At 66.6% G+C, this 19675-nt stretch carries 18 protein-coding genes and 1 riboswitch; of the genes, 3 read left to right on the forward strand and 15 right to left on the reverse strand.

Annotation, left to right across the window (positions count from 1 at the left end):
• Nucleotides 1–19: 19 nt before the first annotated feature.
• From ACI2KK_RS17180 to ACI2KK_RS17210, 7 genes are all read right to left on the reverse strand, one after another.
• Nucleotides 20–679 (reverse strand): M24 family metallopeptidase, encoded by a 660-nt coding sequence (locus tag ACI2KK_RS17180; RefSeq protein ID WP_404669791.1) that lies wholly within the window; start codon nt 677–679, stop codon nt 20–22.
• Nucleotides 680–719: 40 nt separating this feature from the next.
• Nucleotides 720–1334 carry a TetR family transcriptional regulator C-terminal domain-containing protein gene (locus ACI2KK_RS17185; protein WP_404669792.1) on the reverse strand — a complete coding sequence of 205 codons (615 nt, stop codon included), beginning with the start codon at nt 1332–1334 and terminating at the stop codon, nt 720–722.
• Between the two features lie 293 nt (nt 1335–1627).
• A complete protein-coding gene (locus ACI2KK_RS17190; RefSeq protein WP_404669793.1) occupies nt 1628–2539 on the reverse strand; it encodes a pyridoxal-phosphate dependent enzyme in 912 nt (303 codons plus the stop codon).
• A gap of 13 nt (nt 2540–2552) precedes the next feature.
• A complete protein-coding gene (locus tag ACI2KK_RS17195; protein ID WP_404669794.1) occupies nt 2553–3248 on the reverse strand; it encodes a transcriptional regulator in 696 nt (231 codons plus the stop codon).
• Between the two features lie 140 nt (nt 3249–3388).
• Nucleotides 3389–5092, reverse strand: a complete 1704-nt coding sequence (locus ACI2KK_RS17200; protein WP_404669795.1) for an amidase — start codon at nt 5090–5092, stop codon at nt 3389–3391.
• Between the two features lie 226 nt (nt 5093–5318).
• Nucleotides 5319–6158, reverse strand: a complete 840-nt coding sequence (gene yghU / locus ACI2KK_RS17205; protein ID WP_404669796.1) for a glutathione-dependent disulfide-bond oxidoreductase — start codon at nt 6156–6158, stop codon at nt 5319–5321.
• A gap of 165 nt (nt 6159–6323) precedes the next feature.
• Nucleotides 6324–8435, reverse strand: a complete 2112-nt coding sequence (locus ACI2KK_RS17210; protein ID WP_404669797.1) for a TonB-dependent receptor — start codon at nt 8433–8435, stop codon at nt 6324–6326.
• A 108-nt stretch (nt 8436–8543) separates the two neighbouring features.
• A riboswitch (cobalamin riboswitch) is annotated at nt 8544–8750 on the reverse strand.
• A gap of 125 nt (nt 8751–8875) precedes the next feature.
• Between ACI2KK_RS17210 and ACI2KK_RS17215 the strand changes: the two genes are divergently transcribed.
• Nucleotides 8876–9622, forward strand: coding sequence for an outer membrane beta-barrel protein (locus ACI2KK_RS17215; protein WP_404669798.1), 747 nt, complete (start codon nt 8876–8878; stop codon nt 9620–9622).
• 49 nt (nt 9623–9671) lie between these two features.
• On the opposite strand, the gene ACI2KK_RS17220 is transcribed toward ACI2KK_RS17215, so the two are convergent.
• The 3 genes from ACI2KK_RS17220 to lpxO all read right to left on the reverse strand — a co-directional run bounded on the left by ACI2KK_RS17220 (nt 9672) and on the right by lpxO (nt 12073).
• Nucleotides 9672–10241 carry a GNAT family N-acetyltransferase gene (locus ACI2KK_RS17220; RefSeq protein WP_404669799.1) on the reverse strand — a complete coding sequence of 190 codons (570 nt, stop codon included), beginning with the start codon at nt 10239–10241 and terminating at the stop codon, nt 9672–9674.
• Between the two features lie 382 nt (nt 10242–10623).
• Nucleotides 10624–10968, reverse strand: a complete 345-nt coding sequence (locus ACI2KK_RS17225) for a carboxymuconolactone decarboxylase family protein (protein ID WP_217839187.1) — start codon at nt 10966–10968, stop codon at nt 10624–10626.
• A gap of 205 nt (nt 10969–11173) precedes the next feature.
• On the reverse strand, nt 11174–12073 hold the full coding sequence (gene lpxO / locus ACI2KK_RS17230; protein ID WP_217884682.1) for a lipid A hydroxylase LpxO: 900 nt from the start codon (nt 12071–12073) through the stop codon (nt 11174–11176).
• A 147-nt stretch (nt 12074–12220) separates the two neighbouring features.
• On the opposite strand from lpxO, the gene thpR reads away from it, so the two are divergent.
• Entirely contained in the window at nt 12221–12763 is a 543-nt protein-coding gene (gene thpR / locus ACI2KK_RS17235; protein WP_404669800.1) for an RNA 2',3'-cyclic phosphodiesterase, read from the forward strand.
• A gap of 271 nt (nt 12764–13034) precedes the next feature.
• Here the strand turns inward: thpR and ACI2KK_RS17240 are convergent, their stop codons facing one another.
• The 4 genes from ACI2KK_RS17240 to ACI2KK_RS17255 form a co-directional block, all read right to left on the reverse strand.
• Nucleotides 13035–15458 carry a TonB-dependent siderophore receptor gene (locus tag ACI2KK_RS17240; protein WP_404669801.1) on the reverse strand — a complete coding sequence of 808 codons (2424 nt, stop codon included), beginning with the start codon at nt 15456–15458 and terminating at the stop codon, nt 13035–13037.
• Between the two features lie 91 nt (nt 15459–15549).
• The gene (locus ACI2KK_RS17245; protein ID WP_404669802.1) at nt 15550–16518 is read right to left on the reverse strand and encodes a FecR family protein; all 969 of its coding nucleotides are present in this window, start codon (nt 16516–16518) and stop codon (nt 15550–15552) included.
• Nucleotides 16515–17021 carry a sigma-70 family RNA polymerase sigma factor gene (locus ACI2KK_RS17250; RefSeq protein WP_404669803.1) on the reverse strand — a complete coding sequence of 169 codons (507 nt, stop codon included), beginning with the start codon at nt 17019–17021 and terminating at the stop codon, nt 16515–16517. The genes ACI2KK_RS17245 and ACI2KK_RS17250 overlap by 4 nt, the downstream gene beginning before the upstream one ends.
• A gap of 115 nt (nt 17022–17136) precedes the next feature.
• Nucleotides 17137–17736 carry an NAD(P)H-dependent oxidoreductase gene (locus ACI2KK_RS17255; RefSeq protein WP_404669804.1) on the reverse strand — a complete coding sequence of 200 codons (600 nt, stop codon included), beginning with the start codon at nt 17734–17736 and terminating at the stop codon, nt 17137–17139.
• 94 nt (nt 17737–17830) lie between these two features.
• Here ACI2KK_RS17255 and ACI2KK_RS17260 point away from each other — a divergent pair, with 94 nt between their 5' ends.
• A complete protein-coding gene (locus ACI2KK_RS17260; protein WP_404669805.1) occupies nt 17831–18427 on the forward strand; it encodes a TetR/AcrR family transcriptional regulator in 597 nt (198 codons plus the stop codon).
• 273 nt (nt 18428–18700) lie between these two features.
• On the opposite strand, the gene ACI2KK_RS17265 is transcribed toward ACI2KK_RS17260, so the two are convergent.
• Nucleotides 18701–19606, reverse strand: a complete 906-nt coding sequence (locus ACI2KK_RS17265; protein ID WP_404669806.1) for an AraC family transcriptional regulator N-terminal domain-containing protein — start codon at nt 19604–19606, stop codon at nt 18701–18703.
• Between the last annotated feature and the right edge of the window lie 69 nt (nt 19607–19675).

Consider the following 19675-nt stretch of genomic DNA (forward strand, 5'->3'; position numbering starts at 1 on the left):
TGCCGGCGATAGGGCCCTGTCAGGCCAGCAGGTCCTCATGGAACGCCCCGTACCCCAGCGTTGGGTGGGCGATCTGGATTTCCAGAATCCACAGCCCGGCCCCTGGTTGCCCTTCGAACGCGCCCAAGTCGCCGGCACGGTAGATGGAATGCGGAAAATCGCTGACCCGGTGGCCCTTGATCTCCATGTTCAGCACCCAGCCCATGGCCTGGGCGCGCTCGGCGGCGAAGTCGTACAGCGCGACCCCGGTCACGCCCTGGCTACGCCAGCAGGCTGCCACTTCGTCGAACAGGGCCTTCACCGCCGCCGCACAGGCGGTCATCTGCGGGTCGTTGCCGGTGACGAAGGTGGTACCGGCATCGCCTTCGTGGCCTTCCCACACCACACCCATGTCAATGAAGTAGATGTCCTGCTCGCCCAGCACCGGGTCGCCGTCGGAGCGCTGCTTGAAGGTCTTCAGGGTGTTGGCGCCGAAACGAATGTGCGTGGGGTGCCAGATGCGTTGCATGCCCAACTGCTCAAGTACCTGCTGGCCCAGGGCGCGGGCTTCGGACTCGCGCATGCCGGGGCGGATGCCTGCGGCGATACGCTCGACGGCCTGCCAGGTCATGCGCTGGGCGTGCTTCATCAGGTCCAGCTGGTACTGGGCACCTACGGCTTCCTTGGCGGCATGGTTCATGCCGGTACTCCTTTTCGTTGTATTTATTTTGATATAGCGATCAGGCGGTCTTGCCCACCGCCAGCGCGTCCGGGCGCAGGCTGCGCAGCAGCATGTCGACCATGGCCTGGGTCGAGGCTCGGCTGGGCCTGACCTGGCTGGCGCTGCCTGGTGCCTCGCCGAAGCGGAAGGTGGCCAGGGGTGTGGACCAGAGGAACACTAGCAGATGCTGCGGGCAGGCCCGGGCGATCAGCCCGCGGTCCATCCAGGCGCTGAGGCAGGCCAGGTTCTGGCGCACGCTCAGGCGCAGCTCCTCGGCGCTGTTGCCGGGTAGGTGGCGGGCGCCGTGCAGCATTTCTTTCAGCCACACCCGCGTGGCATGCGGGTGCTGGCGGGCGACTTCGGCCTTGGCCTTGAGGTAGCGCGGCAGGGCCTGTTTGGGGTGCAGGTCGGCGGCCAGGCGGCGCGAGGCCAGCAGCAGCGGCTGCATCACAAGCTCGAGCACAGCGACATACAGCAGGCGCTTGTTGCGAAAGTAGTAGAACACGTTGGGCCGGGGCAGCCCGGCGCGGGCGGCGATGGCGTCGATGCGCGCCGCGGCGAAGCCGTGTACGGCGAATTCCTCGCTGGCGGCCTCGAGGATCAGGTGCTGGTTGCGGTCACGGATACTGGACATGGCAGGGGACTTCTAAATCGCTGTATCAAAAAGTATATAGCGATAGAGGGCGGCTTTGCCATGCCGGTTGCCTGGGCAGGCCCCATCGCCGGCAAGCCGGCTCCTACGGGATCGCGCGAAGTCCGAACCAAGCGCCGTACCTGTGGGAGCGGCTTTAGCCGCGAAGCAGGCGCCGCGCTAGATGGCACCGGCTTCGCCGGTGTTCGCGGGTAAACCCGCTCCCACAGGCCCCTGCCAACTCAATGAGTTGTGTGTTGTTCCATGGAGCCGGCTTGCCGGCGATAGGGGTCAACTCATTGGCCGAGCCAGGCGCGCATCTGCGCAAGCGTGGCCGTCGCACCGCCACACACGATTACCAGCACATTGCCGTAGCCCTGCAACGCATCCGGCCGCTCCAGCAACGCCAGCGCCGCGCCGCAGGCCGGCTCCACCAGCAGGCGGTGCTCGTGCAGCAGCCGTTCGCAGGCCAGCAGGGCCTCGCGGTCGCTGACCAGGTGGCTGTACACCGGCTGCTCGCGGGTGCAGGCCAGCGCCCGCTCGGCTACCCGCTTGGCACCCAGCGAGGTGGCCACCGAGGTGATATCGGCAAGCTCCACGGTGTGCCCGGCAGCCATGGCCGCATGCAGCGAGGCAGCGCCCTCGGTTTCCACCGCCAGCACCGGCACGTCGCCCCAGCCATTGCGCTGCAAGCCCTCGACCACACCGCTGAGCAAACCGCCACCGCCCACCGACAGCACCAAGGCATCGGGCTTGAAGCCGGCCGCCGCCACCTCGTCGACCATGCTGGCATGGCCGGCCCACAGCAGCGGGTCGTCGAACGGGTGGATGAATGCGTCATCCGGGCCCAGCAGCGTCTGCGCATGGGCATTGGCTTCTTGCCAGGACGCGCCATGTACCACCACCGTGGCGTCTTCCAGGCGCAGCAGTTCTATGGCGCGTGCGCTGGTGGTCTCTGGTACCACCACGGTCACTGGTACGCCCAGCTGGCGCCCGGCGTAGGCCACTGCCAGCCCGGCGTTGCCACCCGACGACGACACAAAATGCCGGGCGCCGCGGGCGTGGTGGCTTTCACAGGCATGGCCGACCCCGCGCAGCTTGAACGAGCCGCAGGGCTGCAGGGCTTCGAGCTTGAGCCAGACCGCGCGCCCGGCGCTGAGCGACAGTGGGCGGGACTCGATCAGTGGCGTGTGGATGTGCAAGGGCATGGTGGCTCCGGTGTCAGTCGCGGGCAGCCGGGGCGTGTTCGCCGCGCAGCTGCTCCAGGTAGTTGTAGATGGTGTAGCGGGTCACCCCGAGGGCCTCGGCGGCCTTCTCGACGCCGCCCTTGACGATGAACAAGCCGCGCTCCTGCATCATGCGCACGGCCTGCACCTTGGCCTGCTTGTTCATCCGCCCCTGGCCGCTGCGTTGCAGCGCGGCCTGGATGATCTCGGCCATCAGCACCGCCATGTCGGCGGCCGGTTCCACGCTGCTGGCCTGGCCCGGACTGGCACCCAGCGGCTGGAAGTGCTTGATGAAAGCCATGGCCGCGTCCAGGCCGGTGACATCGGTGTTGATGCACAGGCTGGCGAACGGTTGGCCGTCGCGGTCACGGAAGATCGCCGTGGCGCTGCGCAGCTGCCGGCCCTTGAGGGTGGTGGGGTAGTCGGGCAGCACCACCGGTTCGCAGCCGGGCTGGCCGTCGGCGGCCTGCATCAGGGCCTTGAAACCTTGGTCCTGCTCGGGGGCGGCGAGGATCGGGCTGCCGACCTGGCGCCCGGACAGATGGCCGTTGGCGATGGCCACCACCGAATGTTCGGGGTGGTCGAGGTCATGCAAAAGGATTTCGACATTACGCGGGGCGACGCTGGCCAAGGCCTGGAGGGCGGCCTTGAGGACGGTGAAGGTGAACTGGCGCTCTTCGGCAGGGGTCATGCGGGCAGGCTCGAATCAACAGATGGTTGATTTTTGCATGCTTTGTTGAATTATTCCAGGCGGTCGAAAAGCATCGCGGGGCAAGCCCGCTCCCACGCGCAGCAGCGTGGGAGCGGGCTTTCCCCGCGATGATGTTGTCGTCAACCCAGCTTCGGCGTACGCGGCGGGATCATCCGGCGCGAACCTGTGGCCTCGAAGGCGGCGGCAAATTTCAACAGATTGTTGTCGCTGTACGCCCGGCCGGCGAAGGTCAGGCCCACCGGCATGCCGATATCGGCCATCACGCCCATCGGCACAGTGACGGTCGGCACGCCCAGGTGACGGATCGCCAGGTTGCCGTTGGCCACCCAGATGCCGTTGCTCCAGGCGATGTCCGCCGACTCCGGGTTGACGTCGGCATCTGCCGGGCCCACGTCGGCCACGGTGGGGAACAGCACCGCGTCCAGGCCCTGGGCGTCCATCCAGTCTTCGAGGTCGAGCTTGCGGGTGGCCTCCAGGCCGCGCAGGCCGTCCGGCACGGTGGCGATCTGGTCCCAGGTTTTCAGGCCGCGCTTGGCCATGTTGACGTACTCGTCCATGCCGGCAGCCAGGTCGTCTTCACGGTTGGGCAGGGTGCCTGGGTCGTGGGGGAAGATCTGCGGGCCGTCGACGTCGGCCAGGCGGTTGAGTTGCGGGTCGTCGTTGGCCCGCAGGAAGTCGTCGAACGCCCAGCCCGACAGCTCCCACAGCTCGTCATGCAGGAATTCCTTGCTGACCATGCCGCGGTTGTACACGGTGGGTGCACCCGGGCGGTCGCCCTCGCAGTTGGACACCAGCGGGAAGTCGGTCTCGACCACTTCGGCGCCGGCCGCTTCCAGGGCCTGGCGTGCCTGCTGCCACAGCGCGATCACGCTGGCGCGGGTGTTGATGCGCTGGCCGGTGGGGCCGCCGATGCCGGGCTTTTCCGAGGTGCCGGCTTGCTCGTCGGCATTGATGTACATGCGCGGCACGGCAAAGCGCTTGCCCTTGAGCGAGTCGGCTTGCACTGCCAGGTCCAGGTACGACGCCGGGCGCACGCTGGAGGCTGCCGGGATCGGCACCCAGGGTTGCAGGCGCCACAGGTCGCCGCGGCTGTCGCTGTCGTCGGCCACCACCACGTCGAGGATTTCCAGCAGGTCGGCCATGGTCCGGGCGTAGGGCACGACCACGTCCATGGTCGGGGTCAGCGGCCAGTTGCCGCGTACCGAGATTACCCCGCGCGACGGGGTGTAGGCGCACAGGCCGTTGTTCGAGGCCGGGCCGCGGCCGCTGGACCAGGTTTCTTCAGCCAGGCCGAAGGCGCTGTAGCTGGCAGCGGTGGCGGTGCCGGCGCCGTTGGAGGAGCCCGAGGCGAAGGGGGCGGTCAGGTAGTTGGCGTTGTACGGGCTTTCGGCACGGCCATACACGCCGCGCTGCATGCCGCCGTTGGCCATCGGTGGCATGTTGGTCTTGCCCAGGCAGATGGCGCCGCCGGCGCGCAGGCGCTCGACGGTGAAGGCATCGCGCTGGGCGACCAGGTGCTGGAACGCCGGGCTGCCGGAGGCAGCGGTCAGGCCCTTGACCAGGTAGCTGTCCTTGGCGGTGTAGGGGATGCCGTCCAGCGGGCCGAGGGTCTTGCCCTGGGCGCGGCGGGCGTCGGAAGCCTCGGCTTCCTTCAGTGCCTCGGAGTTGCGCACCACCACGGCGTTCAGTGCGGTGGCGGTGTGTTTGCCGTCAAAGGCGTCGATACGTGCCTGGTAGGCCTTGACCAGCTCCACGGCGGTCGTGCGGCCGGTCTCGAGCGCGTTGCGCAGCTCGGCAATGGAAACCTCGGTTACCTCGATCATGCTGTCACCACAGTTGTGCAGGTGGAAAAATCATGGCGGCGAGTGTAGCAAGAAGGTCTTGTTGCACGCAGGCATGCAGCGGGGAAATGGTTCGTTGCAGCGCGGCAGTCTGGGCGGTGTGCAGGGGCATGAATGCTGGCGTGGGAGCGGGCTTGCCCCGCGATACCGGCGCAGCCGGCGCCATCCATCGCGGGTCAAGCCCGCTCCCACAAGCCCTGTGCAGGCATCAATCCAGATCAGCCGCCGAATGCCGCTCCGGCACCTGGCTGTCTTCATCCCCCCAGGTGCGGTTGACCCGGGTGCCGCGCTGTACCGCCGGGCGCTGGGCGATGGTTTCGGCCCAGCGCTGCAGGTTGGGGTACTCGTGCACCGCGAGGAACTCGGCCGCGCCGTACAGGTTGCCGCGCACCAGCTGGCCGTACCAGGGCCATACGGCGATGTCGGCGATGCTGTAGTCGTCACCGCCCAGGTAGGCGCTGTCGGCCAGGCGCCGCTCCAGCACGTCGAGCTGACGTTTGGCCTCCATGGTGAAGCGGTTGATGGCGTACTCGAACTTCTCTGGCGCATACACGTAGAAGTGGCCGAATCCACCGCCCAGGTACGGCGCCGAACCCATTTGCCAGAACAACCAGTTGAGGCACTCGGTGCGTGCGGCGAGGGCCTTGGGCAGCAGGGCGCCGAACTTCTCGGCCAGGTACAGCAGGATCGAGCCGGACTCGAACACCCGCACCGGCGGTTCGACGCTGCGGTCGAGCAGGGCGGGGATTTTCGAGTTGGGGTTCACGCCGACGAAGCCACTGCCGAACTGATCGCCTTCGCCAATGCGGATCAGCCAGGCGTCGTACTCGGCGCCGGTGTGGCCGAGGGCGAGCAGCTCTTCGAGCAGGATGGTCACCTTCACGCCGTTGGGCGTGGCCAGCGAATACAGCTGCAGCGGGTGCTTGCCGACCGGCAGATCCTTGTCGTGGGTGGGGCCGGCGACCGGGCGGTTGATGCTGGCGAACTGGCCACCGGAGGCGGCTTCGTGCTTCCAGACCTTGGGGGGAACGTAGGGGGACTTGCTCATGGGCGCGATCTCCTGAAAGGCATGCTGCAGGCACGGTAGACGTGCATCTATGCCATGGGTTTGGTGGCGGGGGCAAATGGTTGGTTACCTGTGCTGGCCCTATCGCCGGCAAGCCGGCTCCTACAGGGGGCGCGTCAATTGGGATTGCGGCGATAGGGCCATCGCTCAGAACCGATAATCCACGGTGGCGAAATACGACCGCGGCGTGCCCAGCAGCCACTGCTCGCCACTGTAAGCCGACTGCGCGTACACCCGGTCGAACAGGTTGTTCACCTGCAGCCCCAGGCGCACGTCCGGCAGCACCTGCCAGCCGATATTGCCATCGACCACGGTGTAGCCCGGCACGCGCTGGCTGTTGGCGGTGTTGGCGTAGCGCTCGTCCACGTAGCGCAGGCCGATGCCGGCATCCACCGCCTGGCCGAAGCCTTTGCTCAGCCACAGGTTGGCGGTGCGCCGCGGTACGTCGGTGGGGCGGTTGCCGGCGCGGTCATAGGCGATGCCGCCGTTCACCTCGTCGAACTGGTCGTACTTGGCCCGCACCAGCGCGGCGTTGGCCGACAGCTGCCACTGGTTGCCCAGCGCCAGTTCCAGGCTGGCTTCCAGGCCGTCGGAGGTCTGCTGGCCGGCCTGCTGTTTGTCATGGGTAACCGGGTCGCTGACCAGCAGCTTCTTCTTGACGATGTGGTAGGCCGCCAGGGTCCATTCACCGCGCCCGTCCCAGAAGCGTTGCTTGAGGCCCAGTTCGGTCTGCTTGGCCTCGGTCAGGTCCAGGCTTTGCTCGGGGCGCAGGGTCAACAGGTCGCCGACGCCGTCCTCGCTGGTGGAAAACTGGCCATAAAGCGACAGGTCGTCGCTGAGCGCGTAAACCAGGCCCGCCCGCCAGTTGCCGCCGCGCAGGCTGCGGTCGTTGCGGGTGTTGTTGATCAGGTCGTCGCGGTCGATGTGGTTCTGGTCGCGGCGAATGCCGGTGACCAGCGCCAGGCGCTCGCTCAGTTGGGTGCGGTTTTCGGCGAACAGGGCGACGGTGCTGACCTTCGACAGCATCTGCGGCTGCGTCGGGCTGTTGCTGTGGAAGGGGCCGGGGGCAGGGCGCCACGGGTCGAGCGGGTCGCTGCTGCCGTCTTCGTAGGGGGAGTTGCTGTCGATGTTGAAGCGGATGCGGTTGGCCTCGACGCCCACCACGGTCTTGCTGGCAAGGCCCAGCAGGCTGTGGTCGAAGGTGAAGCTCTGGCGGTCGCCGACCTGCTCCTGGTTGTGGCGGATTTCCAGGAAGCTGTTGCGCTGCAGCACTGACGCTGAACGGTCCCAGCTGTAGCTTTCGGCGTTGCGCCAGTGGCGGCGGCTTTTGATGTAGTACAGCTGGTTGCTGGCCGACACGCTGTCGCTCAGGGCCCAGTCGGTGGTCAGGCGCGTCCATTCATCGTGGTAGCGCTGCACATCGTTGCTGACGTTGTAGTTCTTGTTGCGCAGGCTGTCGCGCAGGTGGCCGTCGATCAGCGGGATGCCGTAGTAGTTGGCCGGCTGCGCGTCACCGCGTTCGTGGGCCAGGGTGAAGCTCAGGTTGTCGCTGGCATCGAAGCGCAGGGCGGCGCTCAGGGCCAGGCTGCGTGACTCGGTGCGGTCAACGTAGCCGTTACCGGCTTGCTGGTTGAGGGTCAGGCGATAACTCAAGCGCTCGCTCAAGCTGCCGCCGCTGTCCAGGCCCAGTTGCTGGCGGTCCCACGAGCCGTAGCCCAGGCGCAGGTGGTTGCGCACCTCGCCGGTCAGCGGCTTTTTCGGGACCACGTTGACCGTCGCCCCGGTGGCGCCTTCGCCGTACAGCACCGAGGCCGGGCCGCGCAGCACATCGATGCGCTCGACCATCCACGGGTCTACCGGGAACGTCTGGGTGCCGGCACCGGTGTACAGGCGTGCGCCATCGAACAGGGTCATCACCGAGTTCTGCCCGGTAAAACCACGCGCCGACAGGCCGGTGCCACCGTCGCCTGGCGTGCCGATGAAGGTCAGGCCCGGGGTGCGGCTTACGGCGTCCTGCACGGTGGTGTTGTTGCGCTGCTGGATCTGCGCCTCGCTGAGGCTGGTGGTGCTGGCGGGGGTGTCCAGGGCGCTGAGGTTCAGGCGCGAGCCGGCCGGGGTTGGGGTGGCCAGGTCGATGCTGCGAGCCTCCTGGCTGTCGGTGACCGCGGTGGAGGGCAGGGTCAGGGGTTCGTCGGCCAGGGCCGGAAGGGCGACGGCCAAACAGGCGGCCAGGGGGTGAAGCTTGCTGAGTCGGGACATGTCGTTCCACTGCTGCAGGAAAGAATGCATCCCGGTGGAAAACACGCAAAGGCGAACCACGCACGCAGGCGCGCACGCGGATACCGGCCTGCGCCCGCCCACCGCGGGTTGCCAAGTAAGGCTTCAGGCCGGTCTCCGGGCTTGCGAGGGTCGTGAAGCCTTCACCTTCCCATGCCAAGGCACAGTGGTGTGTCGAAGGGTTCGCTCGCTTACCGTTGCGGGGGCAGCGCCGGACTTGTCGCCAAAAGCGACGCACCGGCTTCCCGTTTCACCCTGCGCACGGCGGCGCAGGACACCTGAAACTGGCGCGCATCTGACCACCAAAAGTGTGATGGGGCAATGGTTTAGCGGTTTTTACTGATTTTTTTCCGAACTTTTCCCAATGGCGTTGTCTCGAACGGCTGGTTCGTCATTCACCTACGTCATGGAGACTTTTGCCAATGTTCATCCGCAACCCGCTGCGCCACGCCTGCCTGCTGGCCCTGATGGGCGCGCCGCTAGCTGCCAGTGCCGCCCCCAGCACCGACCCGCTGTTCACCTTCGGCCTGCTGGGCTCGTACGACAGCTTCAAGTTCGAAGGCGGCAGCAGCTCGGACAAGCAGCACCTGGGCCAGGGCGGTGTGTTCGCCAGCTTCGGCAACAAGATGACTGCCGAGTCCGGGCTGATCTACCAACTGGGGGCCGAGGCCAAGTACGGCAAGAAGAACGACAACAAGCTCAAGGAGGCCCAGGCCGAGCTTGACCTGGGCTGGCGTGCGGCGCTGGATGCGCGCAACTTCGTCGATGTGACTGTGGGCGGCGGTTACAGCTGGACCCGCTTCGAGCCCGAGATCAACGACCTCGACACCCGCCTGACCTACAAGTCGCCGTTCGCCAAGGCGGCATTGGGCTACAACCACCAGTTCGATACCTCGACCCTGCGTGTCGAAGTGGGCGCCCGCCACACCCTCGACGGCCGTGCGCGCATCAAGGTGGACGACTTCGGCAGTGACAGCATCGACATGAAGGACCGCACCAACCCTTACGCCGAAGTCACCTTGCTGATGAACCGGCAGGGTGGCATGCCGGTGCAGGCCGGGGTGTATTACACCCGTACCGAGTACAAGGTTGATGGCGATTCGCCGGTACTGGACAACAACAAGCTCAAGCGTGATGAGTTTGGCGTGAAGGTCGGTTTGGCGTTCTGATCAAAGGGCCCTGTCGCCGGCAAGCCTGCGACAGGGCCGCTACAGGGCATCACCGCCCGCGCCGCCGCGACACCCGCGCCTCGATGTTCTTGCGCCCGATCAGCAGCGCAGGCTTTTCCACCACCGGCTCGTCGGCCAGCCACTTGTACATCACCAGGCAGTCCACCAGCCCCAGTTGGGCATGCCGGTAAGCCTTGGGCAAACGCCCGACCGTGTCGAAGCCAAGCTTGTGCCACAGCGCCACAGCCACCTCGTTGCTGGCCACCACCGAATTGAACTGCAACGCCAGAAAACCCTCTTGGCGCGCGAGCTTTTGCGAGTGCTCGCACATCAGCCGCGCCACGCCACGGCCACGGGCGTGCTCGCAGACCATGTAGCCGCAATTGCCCACATGGCTGCCGGGGCCGGCGGCGTTGGCTTTGAGGTAGTACGAGCCGAGCAGCTCGCCGTCCTCTTCGGCCACCAGGGTATGCAGGGGGGCTTGCAGCCACAGCTGGCGGGCCTGGCTTTGGTCGAGGGCGGGGTCGAAGGCGTAGGTCTGGCGGGCCTGGACGACGGCCTGGAAGGTGGGCCAGAAGCGTTCGAAGTCGTCCGGGGTCATGGGGCGGATGTGGATCATGCGGCTACCTGCGCGGGCTGGGCTGGCAAGTCTGGGCGGTGTAGCGGGCAGGTGCAAGCCTGTTTCGGCCCCATCGCCGGCAAGCCCGCTCCCACAGGTACAGCGCAGGTCTGAAAGGCCATGCGATACCTGTGGGAGCGGCTTCAGCCGCGAACACCGGCGTAGCCGGTGCCAGGCACCGCGTTGTCTGCTTCGCGGCTAAAGCCGCTCCCACAGGGACTGCATAAGCTTCAGGCCCGTGCCGTACCTGTAGGAGCCGGCTTGCCGGCGATGAGGCCGGTTCAGGCAGCACAAAACAGTTGCTCCCACAGGTACAGTGCTGGCTTCAGGCTTCGCGTGGTAAAGGCAACACCAGGCAGTTGCCCCCACAGGGTTGTGCCAATCAAGCCCCGGCCTTGCCCACCGCATCCAGCGCCCGGGCCGAGTACACCAGCGCCGCGCCGGCATTCATCGCCACCGCCACACCCAACGCCTCGGCGATTTCCTCGCGGGTGGCGCCATGCTTGACCGCCTGTTGCGAGTGCACGGCGATGCAGCCGTCGCAGCGGGTGGTCACCGCCACCGCCAGGCTGATCAGTTCGCGGGTTTTTGCGTCCAGGTGGTTGGTCTTGGCGCCGGCGCCGCTGGCGGTCATGTAGCCGGCCACGGTGTCGGGGGAGAGGTGCTTGAGGTCGCCGATACCGGCCATCAACTGCTTACGGTAGGCGTCCCAGTCCATCATGCTCATCGTCTTCACCTTGTCAGGTTGGCAACAGGAGCTTTCAGGCTAGTCGAGGTTGCGCAGAGCGTCTTGTGTGGCTGTGCTGCGTTGGCAGCACCCCTGTAGGAGCCGGCTTGCCGGCGATAGGGCCACCTGCTGCGGCACACCAGCATCGGGTGTTGCCGCTGCCGGCCTCATCGCCGGCAAGCCGGCTCCTACAGGGGGCGGCGGGTCAGATGTAGATGAACACCAGCACCAGCGCGGCGACCACGGCCCACTTTTCCAGATAGTAGCGGGTGCGGTTGCGCTTCTTCATGGCCTTGCCGCGCTCGCGAATCTTGTAGATGCGGGTGAACAGGCGGTTGATGCCGCCGGTCTTGTCGTTGGCATCGTTCGGTGCAGCGGCGGCGGCCATCACGTTGCGGCTGAACCAGCGGTTGAAGGCAGTCGCCCAGCGGTACTTGAGCGGGCGTTCGACATCGCAGAACAGGATGATGCGGTTGTGCTCGGTGGTGTTGGCGGCGTAGTGGATGTAAGTCTCGTCGAACATCACCGCCTCGCCGTCGCGCCAGGAGTACTTCTCGCCGTCGACGTCGATGTAGCAGCCGTCGTCGTTGGGGGTATCCAGGCCCAGGTGGTAGCGGTAGGAGCCGGCGTACGGGTCGCGGTGGCGCACCAGCTTGGCGCCCGGCGGCAGGGTGGCGAACATCGCCGCCTTGACCGTGCCGATGCCTTGCAGTAGCTCGGTGGTGCGCGGGCACAGGCTCATCGCCGACGGGTGGCTCTCGCCGTACCACTTCAGGTAGAAGCGCTTCCAGCCGGTCTTGAAGAACGAATTGAAACCGACGTCGTCATAATTGTCGGACTTCTTGATCTCGCCGGCGTGCAGCAGTTGCTGGGCTTCCTGGCGGATTTCCTGCCAGTTGTCCTTGAGCGGTTGCAGCTCGGGGAACGCCTCCACCGGCAGGTACGGCTTGGCCGGCTGCTTGGAGAACAGGTAGAGGAAGCTGTTGACCGGCGCCAGGAAGCTTGAGTGGTCACCGAGCTGGCGGGTGAGTTTGTGACGAACCCGACCGCGCAGGTGAACATAGGCGATCGAGAGGGCGAAGATCAGTACGATTGCAATTTTCATGGACGTTTACTTGTCGAAAAAATGGCCATGCGCCATGGCATAAGCCCGCCAGCATAAACTTCGCGGTCAGTATTGTTAAGAAAATTCCGGGCGACTTAGGTGTAATGGCCTACAGCTTGCGCAACCGTTTCAACCAAGGAGCAGCACATGGCCCAGGAACCACGCCCCAGCGGCGCCCCCTTCAAGCGGTTGTTCTTCGCCTTGCCGGTGGGCGAGGCCCAGCGCCGCGAGCTGGCCCGCTGGCGCCGCGGGCTGGGGTTGCGCAGCGGCAAGCCGGTGCCGGCCGACAACTTTCATGTCACCTTGCTGTTTTTGGGGGATGTCGATGCCGGGCAGGTGCCGGCGATCTGTGCGGCGGTCGAACGGCTGGAGCGCCCGGCGGCGCCGCTTCGGCTGCTGCTCGATCGGCTGCAAGTGTGGCCGCGGCCTGGGGCGTTGCTGCTGGCCCCGGAGCAGACGCCGCCGGCCTTGTTGCAGTTGGTGTACGGCTTGCAGCAGGCGCTGTTGCCGCTGAGGGTGCAGGTGGGCAGCCGCGAGTACCGGCCGCACCTGACGCTGTCGCGGGATTACCGCGGCCAGCCGCCAGAGGCCGGGGAGGCGCCGGAGTTCTTTCTCAGCGCCCGGCACTTCACCCTGTACGAGTCGCGCAAGGGGCAGTACTGGCCGCTGGCCGAGTGGGCGCTTGGGTAGCCTGCACCGGCCTCCCTGTAGGAGCCGGCTTGCCGGCGATCACCGGCAACGCCGGTGCCAGGCCACAGACCGATGTTGCCCGGGCTGGCCTCATCGCCGGCAAGCCGGCTCCTACAGGGGCAGCACTGGACTGATGGTCATCTGTAGGAGCGGGCTGGCCCCGCGATCACCGGCCAGGCCGGTGCCATGGCTTGCGGATTGCCGGCCTGCCGCATCGCGGGCAAACCCGCTCCCACGAACCCCTTCATATCAGCTGCCTGCCTTGCGCCCCTCAGAACGTCGGCGTGTATTTCACCGTGAACATGAAGTTACGCGGCTCGCCATAGTTGTTGCTGCCATTGAGCTGGTTGAACCCGGCTACCCAGTACTTCTTGTCGAACAGGTTGTTGCCGTTGACTGCCAGGCTCACCTCCGGGGTCAGCTGGTAGGCCAGGCGCGCGCTCCATACCGTGTAGCCGGCCACGGTGTAGGTGCGCTCGTAGCCCAGGGTGTGGCTCTGGGTGGTGAAGCCAAGGCCGGTGCTCCAGCGCTGGCCGTCCACCGGCAGGGTGTAGTCGGCCCAGGTGCGCAGCATGTGCTTGGGCGTCCACTGGCTGAACACCCGGCCCTTTTCGTCTGGGTCATCCATGAACTTGGTGGTGTTGTAGGTGTAGCCGGCAAACAGCTGCAGGCCGCTCAGCACCTCGCCACTGATTTCGGCTTCGATGCCCTGGCTGCGTACCTTGCCGGAGGCAGTGGAGCAGTACCAGTCGTCACAGGCAAAGCCTGAGGCCACATCGGTGATGGCGCGGTTTTCCTGATCGTAACGGAACACTGCCAGGGATGCGTTGACCCGGCCATCGAGCAGCTCGCCCTTGAGGCCGGTTTCATAGTTGCTGCCGACGATGGGCTTGAGCGGCACGTTGCCCACCGCGCGCTCGGTCTGCGGGGTGAACACGTCGGTGTAGCTGGCGTACCAGGCCCACTCGCGGGTCAGGTCGTAGACAAAACCTGCATACGGCGTCACCTGGCCGCTCTCGGTCATGCGGCTGGTGGGGTAGCGGGTGCCTGGGTCAGTGGGGCCGTTGAAGTCGATCGAGTCCCAGCTGTAGTCGAACCAGCTGACCCGGGTGCCGAGGATCAGCGTCAGGTCCTCGCGGGGCTTTACCCGCCAGGCGCCATACAGGCCTTTTTGGCGGATGTCGTAGGCGGCTTTGTTGGCGCGCCCGGCGACCCCGGCCAGCAGGCTGTCGCGGCTGGGTTCGGGGCGGTCATGGTCGATGTCGAAAATGTTGTCGCCGCTGGCGACGAAGTTGCGCCAGTAGGCGTCATCGGAGGTCAGCTTGGAGTAGTTGCCGCCCAGGGTGATTTCGTGGGCCAGGGGGCCGGTGTCGAAGTGGCCGACCACATTCATGTCCAGGCCCAGCTTGGTGTTGTGAAAGTCGGTGATCCAGTCGGCGTAGGTGAGCCCGCTGCCGTCGGCGGCCACGCCATCGCCTGTGGTCTGCACGCGCTGGTGGGTCGAGGTGTTGGTTTCGTCCATGCGCACGGCGGCGGCCTTGAACGTCCAGTCGTCGTTGAAGCGGTGCTCGAGGTCCAGGTAATAGGTGGTGACGTCGGTTTCGGCGCGGCTCCAGCGTGCACCGGTGTAGGTCGAGCGCGGCAGGTCGATGGCCTTGCCGTTGGCGTAGCGGGGCAGGCCGCGCAGCATCGGCCGCGATTGCTGGCGGTTGTAGCTGATACCGGCGCCGACGGTGGTGGCATCGTTGAGGTCGATGTCCAGCGCGCCGTACAGCGAGTGCGACTTGCTCCAGGCGTAGTCGATGAAACTGTCGCTCTGGTCTTCGTCGGCGACTATCCGCCCACGTACCTTGCCATCGCGGGTCAATGGCCCGCCGGCGTCCAGTTGCAGGCCGTAGTGGTCCCAGCTGCCGGCCTTGCCGGTGAGGGTCACGGTGGGCGCCGCCTGGCCGCGCTTGCGCACCAGGTTGATGGCGCCCCCCGGGCTGCCGGTGCCCTGCAGCAGGCCGGAGGCGCCGCGCAGCACTTCGACGCGGTCGAAGAACACCAGGTCCTGGGTGGCCCAGTTGCCCAGCGAGTAGTTGTTGCGCGGAATCGGCACGCCGTCGTACTGCCAGTCGTCGATCTGGAACCCGCGCGAGGTCACCACCACACCCGGCCCGATGCCCTGGGCGCCGACCACGCCGGTGGTGTGGTTGAGGGCGTCCTGCAGGTCGGTGATGCCCTGGTCGTCCAGTTGCTTGCGGGTGATGACGCTCACCGACTGGGGGATTTCCTTGAGGGTGTGGGTGCCCTTGCCCAGGGTCACCGCGCGCGCCGCATAGGAACCGCTGCCCTCACTGGTGGCGTCCAGGTAGTTGTCGGTGACGCTGGTGCTGCCCAGCTCCATTACACCGTCGTCAAGGCTGGTCGGGGCGACGGTGTAATGGCCGCTGCCGGTTACCCGCAACTGCAGGCCGCTACCGGCCAACGCTGCTTGCATGGCCTGCTCGGCGCTCATCTGGCCGGCCACGGCCGGCGCCTGCTTGCCGCGTACCAGCTCCGGCTCCAGGGCGATGATCACCCCGCTTTGGCTGGCGATGCGGTTGAGCGTGGTGGCAAGGCTTGCGGCGGGCAGGTCGAACGACAGGGACTGCGCCTGAACGAGCAGGCTGAAGCTGCTCAGGGCAACGGCAAAGGGCCAGGTGTTACGCACGGTTTTCTCCCGAAAAATGTGTGTGGTCAGGAGAGAGGTGCAACGAGAAATGAAAACCGGACACTGTTGCGAATGATTTTTATAAATATTTTTAAACCTGGCCCTTGGCGCCGATCAAGGTCAGCCATGGCCCGTAGTGCGCGATGCTGATCGGCAGGGTTTCGGCCAGGGCGGCCAGGGCCTGCTGCGGGTCATCCAGCGGGAACACCCCCTGCACCCGCAGGTTGCGCACCGCCGGCGCCAGGCGCAGGTAGCCGCGGTGGTAGGGGCGCAGGGCGTCGATGACCACCTGCAAGGGTTCATCGAGCACTTCGAGGCGCCCGTGCAGCCAGGCACCGCGTTGCTGTTGCTCGCCGCCCAGGCGCTCGATGCGGTCGCTGTACAGCAGCGCCGCCTGGCCTTGTTGCAGGTCTTGCCAGTGGCCGTCGGCAAGGCTTGCGCGCACGCTGTGCTCGAGCACCACTACCCGCGTGGCCTCGGCCTCCTGGCTGACCAAAAAGCGCGTGCCCAGCGCCTGCACCTGGCCCTGTGCGGTGCGCACCCGCAGCGGGCGCTGCGGGTCGCGGGCAACCTGAATCAGCATCTCGCCACGGCGCAGCACCAGCAGGCGCTGGCTGGCATCGAAGTACAGGTTCACGGCGCTGGCGCTGTTGAGGTTCAGGCGGCTGCCATCGGCCAGGGTGAAACCACGCCGCTCGCCGTTGCCGGTGTGCAGGTCGGCCAGCCAGTTCTGCCCGGCATCGCTGCGCCAGCCGGCCCACAGCGCGCCGCCGAACAGGCCGGCACCTGCCAATGCACCCAGTACCTCGCGGCGCGAATGGGTGGGCGTCAGCAGTGCCTGGCGGGCCGCGCCCGGGGCGTGTTGTTCCAGCGCCTGAAGCGCCGCTCGCGGGCGGCCCAGGCGCTGTTGCAGGCGGTCCCAGGCTTGTTGGTGCGTAGCGTCCTGCTGCAGCCAGTGGTTCAGGCGCTGTAACAGGGCGGCGTCGGGCTTGCTGGCGTTCAGTGCCACCATCCAGTCGATGGCCTGCTCGCTCACCGCGTCCAGGCTGCGGCTGCTCATGGCTGCACCTCGCTCAGGTAGCACTGGCGCAGGGCCTGTTTCATGTAGCGGCTGACGGTGCGCTCGCAAATGTGCAGGCGGGCGCCGATCTGTACGTAGCTCATGCCGTCGAGCTGGCTGTACAGGAACGCGGCCTTGACGATCGCCGGCAAGCCGTCGAGCACCTGGTCGATGGTCACCAGGGCCTCGATCAGCAGCAGTTGCTCTTCGGCTGACGGCGCCACCGGCTCCGGCAGCAGCGCCAGGCGTTCGAGGTAGGCCTGCTCCAGCTGGCGGCGGCGGTGGCGGTCGAAGATCAGCCGGCGCGCGATGGTCGACAGGTACGCCCGCGGCTGCTGGATGCTGTCGGGGTCAACCTTGGCGCCGAGCATCTGGCAGAACGCTTCGGCCGCAGTGTCTTCGGCGTCGGCGCGGTTGCGCAGGCGTTTGTGGATGTGTTGGAGCAGCCAGCGGTGATGGTCGCTGAAGAAGAAGCCCAGCTTGCGGGTCGAGGTGCTGTCCAACGGGCAGGTTCCGGCTGTGAGTGAAAATCGTTCTCAATAGTAGCCGGGACACTTGTCGCCTCGCAATGGGGGGGGGCTCACACCGCTGGCGGTGGTAGCGGTGTGAGCTTTTGGGTCAGGCACTGACCGCTTCGGTATCGAACAGTCCTTGGCCAAGGGCGTGGGCCTGGCGCAGCGCAGCGGCTTGCGGTGCGCTTTCGGTTTCGCTGAACAGCGTCGAGCTCAGCACCTGCGCGCCACAATAGTCGAAGATGCCGTGCTCGATCTGCACACGCATCGCTTCGGCGTAGCCATGGCGCTCGAAGGTACCGGCGTCGGCCCCGGCCACCCCGACCAGGTGCGCGGTCATGCCGTGCAGGCGTTTGGTAGTGGTGCCATCGGCGGCGTATTCGAAAGCCCAGCCGTTGCTGAACACGCGCTCCACCCAGCCCTTGAGCAGGGCTGGCAGCGACCACCAGTAGATGGGGTAGACCAGCACCAGGGTGTCGGCGCGGTCGATGCGCACCTGCTCGGCCAGCACGTCGGCCGGTGGTACGGCCAGGCGGCGGTGCACGGCATGGTCGGCCAGGCCGAAGCGTGGGTCGAAGCCTTCGCTGGCAAGGTCTGCCAGTTCACTGGTATGGCCTGCGGCAGCAAGACCAGCAGCCACCTGGTGGGCGAGGGCGTGGGTGAGGGATGCAGGGTCGTGGTGGCCGATGACAATCAGGGCATGCATGGCGAAGCCTCCTAAAAGCAGGGTGCACAGGGAGCGCGAGCGCTATATACTCGCAGTAAGTTACGATTGGTAAGTTACTTTTGGTAGGTAATCCATGTCAAGCGAAGACAACGCCGCCCCGCGTAAACGCCTGTCCCGTGAGCAGCGCCGCCGCCAGTTGCTGGAGGTGGCCTGGCAACTGGTGCGCGAGGAGGGCACCGAGGCCCTGAGCCTGGGGCGCCTGGCCGAGCAGGCCGGGGTGACCAAGCCGGTGGTGTACGACCACTTCGAGACCCGTGGCGGGTTGCTGGTGGCGCTGTACCAGGACTACGACGCGCGGCAGACCGCCATGCTCGAGGCCGCACTGGCCGGGTGCCCGGCCCAACTGCCGCAGCGGGCCTGGGTGATTGCCGAGGCTTGGGTCGATTGCGTGCTGAGCCAGGGGCGGGAGATCCCCGGGGTCAGCGCGGCGCTGGCCGGCTCGCCTGAGCTTGCAGCGCTCAAACAGGCTTACGAAGGGCCGTTTCTCGACAAGTGCCGGCAGGCCCTGGCGCCGTTTGCGCCGGGTGGGGATGTAGGGAACGCCGGGTTGCGTGTGCTGGTGGGGGCGGCCGATGCGCTGGCCCAGGCGGCGGCGAGTGGGGAGCTGGAGGCGGCGATGGCCAAGCAGGAGTTGCAGGCGACCATCGTGGCGATGGTGTTGCGCCAGTAGGGGCATCAACCTGCTTCGCGCATTTTGTAGGAGCGGCCTTGTGTCGCGAAAGGGCTGCGCAGCAGCCCCAGGATTCCAGCATCACGGCTGATAATGCCGGGGCCGCTTTGCGGCCCTTTCGCGACACAAGGCCGCTCCTACAGGGACCGCGCTGGATTCAGGCTTTGCACGATCCTGTGGGAGCGGGCTTGCCGGGGGCCAGCCACCGCGCTGCCTGCTTCGCGGCTAAAGCCGCTCCTACAGGGATCGCGTCAAATCGGCGATCTGGCTCCCTCAAACCGGCAAGCTCTGATACGGCTGCTCCTCCCCCGGGCTGCGCGCAAACTCGCGCTTGTACTCGCGGCTGAACTGCGAGGTGCTCTGGTAGCCCACCCGGTGCGCCACCTGCGCCACCCCCAGCCGTTCGCCAATCAGCATCTGCTGCGCCTTGAGCAGGCGCAGGCGCTTGAGGTACTGCATCGGCGCCAGGTCAGTTGCGCGCTTGAAGTGTTCATGGAAGGTCGACACGCTCATGTTGGCGCGGCTGGCCAGCTCGTCCACCCCCAGTGGCTCGGCGTAGTGGGCACGCAGGTAGGCCATGGCTGCACCGATGCGGGCGAAGTGCCCCTGCTGCTCCACCAGCGCCCGCAGCACCCCGGCCTGGGGCCCGCGCAACGCGGTGTAGAGCACCTCGCGCACCCGCGCCGGGCCCAGAACTCTGGCGTCCATCGGGTCCTGCAGGCACTGCAGCAGGCGCTCGACGCTGTCGCGCATCGGCGCATCCAGCGCCGCCGAGCTCATCGACTGCGGCGTCTGTACCTGCACCGCAGCGTCCGGCGCCAGGTGCATGCTCTGCACCAACTCGCTCAGCAAGGTGCGGTCGATGTCCACTGCCACCCCCAGTAACGGCGCTTGCGCGGTGGCGAAGGTTTCGCACATGAACGGCACCGACAGCGCCTGCACCAGGTAATGCCCGGCGCCGTACTCCAGCGTGCGCGGGCCCAGGCGCGCCAGCTTGCTGCCCTGGGCGAGGATGATCAGGCTCGGCTCGTAGATCTGCGGGCTGCTGGCCACGTAGTGGTCCCAGGTCAGCACCTGCACCTGGGGCAGGGCGGTGGGCACAAAGCCTGGGCGCGTGGCGAGGCTGCGGATCAGCGTGCAGAGCGTGGCGTTGGCATCCACGTGGCGGGTCAGTTGCATGGTCTACCTGGGGCAGAGAATCGGACAGTGCAATTTTCGCAGAATCGCCGCTGTACGCCAGACGCTCAT

The organism is Pseudomonas sp. NPDC089406, from assembly GCF_044900265.1.
GTDB lineage: Bacteria > Pseudomonadota > Gammaproteobacteria > Pseudomonadales > Pseudomonadaceae > Aquipseudomonas > Aquipseudomonas fakonensis.